The organism is Bradyrhizobium uaiense, assembly GCF_010811875.1.
In the GTDB taxonomy this organism is placed as follows: Bacteria; Pseudomonadota; Alphaproteobacteria; order Rhizobiales; family Xanthobacteraceae; genus Bradyrhizobium; species Bradyrhizobium uaiense.
In genome coordinates this window covers 1-245 of the sequence record NZ_VKHP01000893.1, presented here as the reverse complement: position 1 = coordinate 245, position 245 = coordinate 1, and the positions used below count along the sequence as shown (strand labels likewise).

The following is a 245-nucleotide window of genomic DNA, read 5'->3' as shown; positions in this document are numbered from 1 at the left end:
GATCCCGACGTAATTCCGCAGATAGGGAGCTTTGCGCGAGATCGCGACCCGCAGCGCATCCATGACACTCGCCCAGGACGGCGGTGCAAAGCTCAACGAGAAGCCGACGATGCAGCGCGAATACCGGCGACGCTGGTCATGGACCACGGACGCGATTTCAAGTCGAACTCGATGGCCGAGGCGGCCCGCGCGCTGGGCTTCAACCTGCGTTACAGCAAGCCCAAGAAGCCCTGGCTCAAAGGCAA

1 protein-coding gene is annotated in these 245 nt (G+C 62.4%); it reads right to left on the bottom strand.

Annotated features, from left to right (window positions below; all coding sequences use genetic code 11):
• On the bottom strand, window positions 1-147 hold a 147-nt coding region (locus FNJ47_RS55715), incomplete at its 3' end, for a hypothetical protein (RefSeq protein WP_488226117.1).
• Between the last annotated feature and the right edge of the window lie 98 nt (window positions 148-245).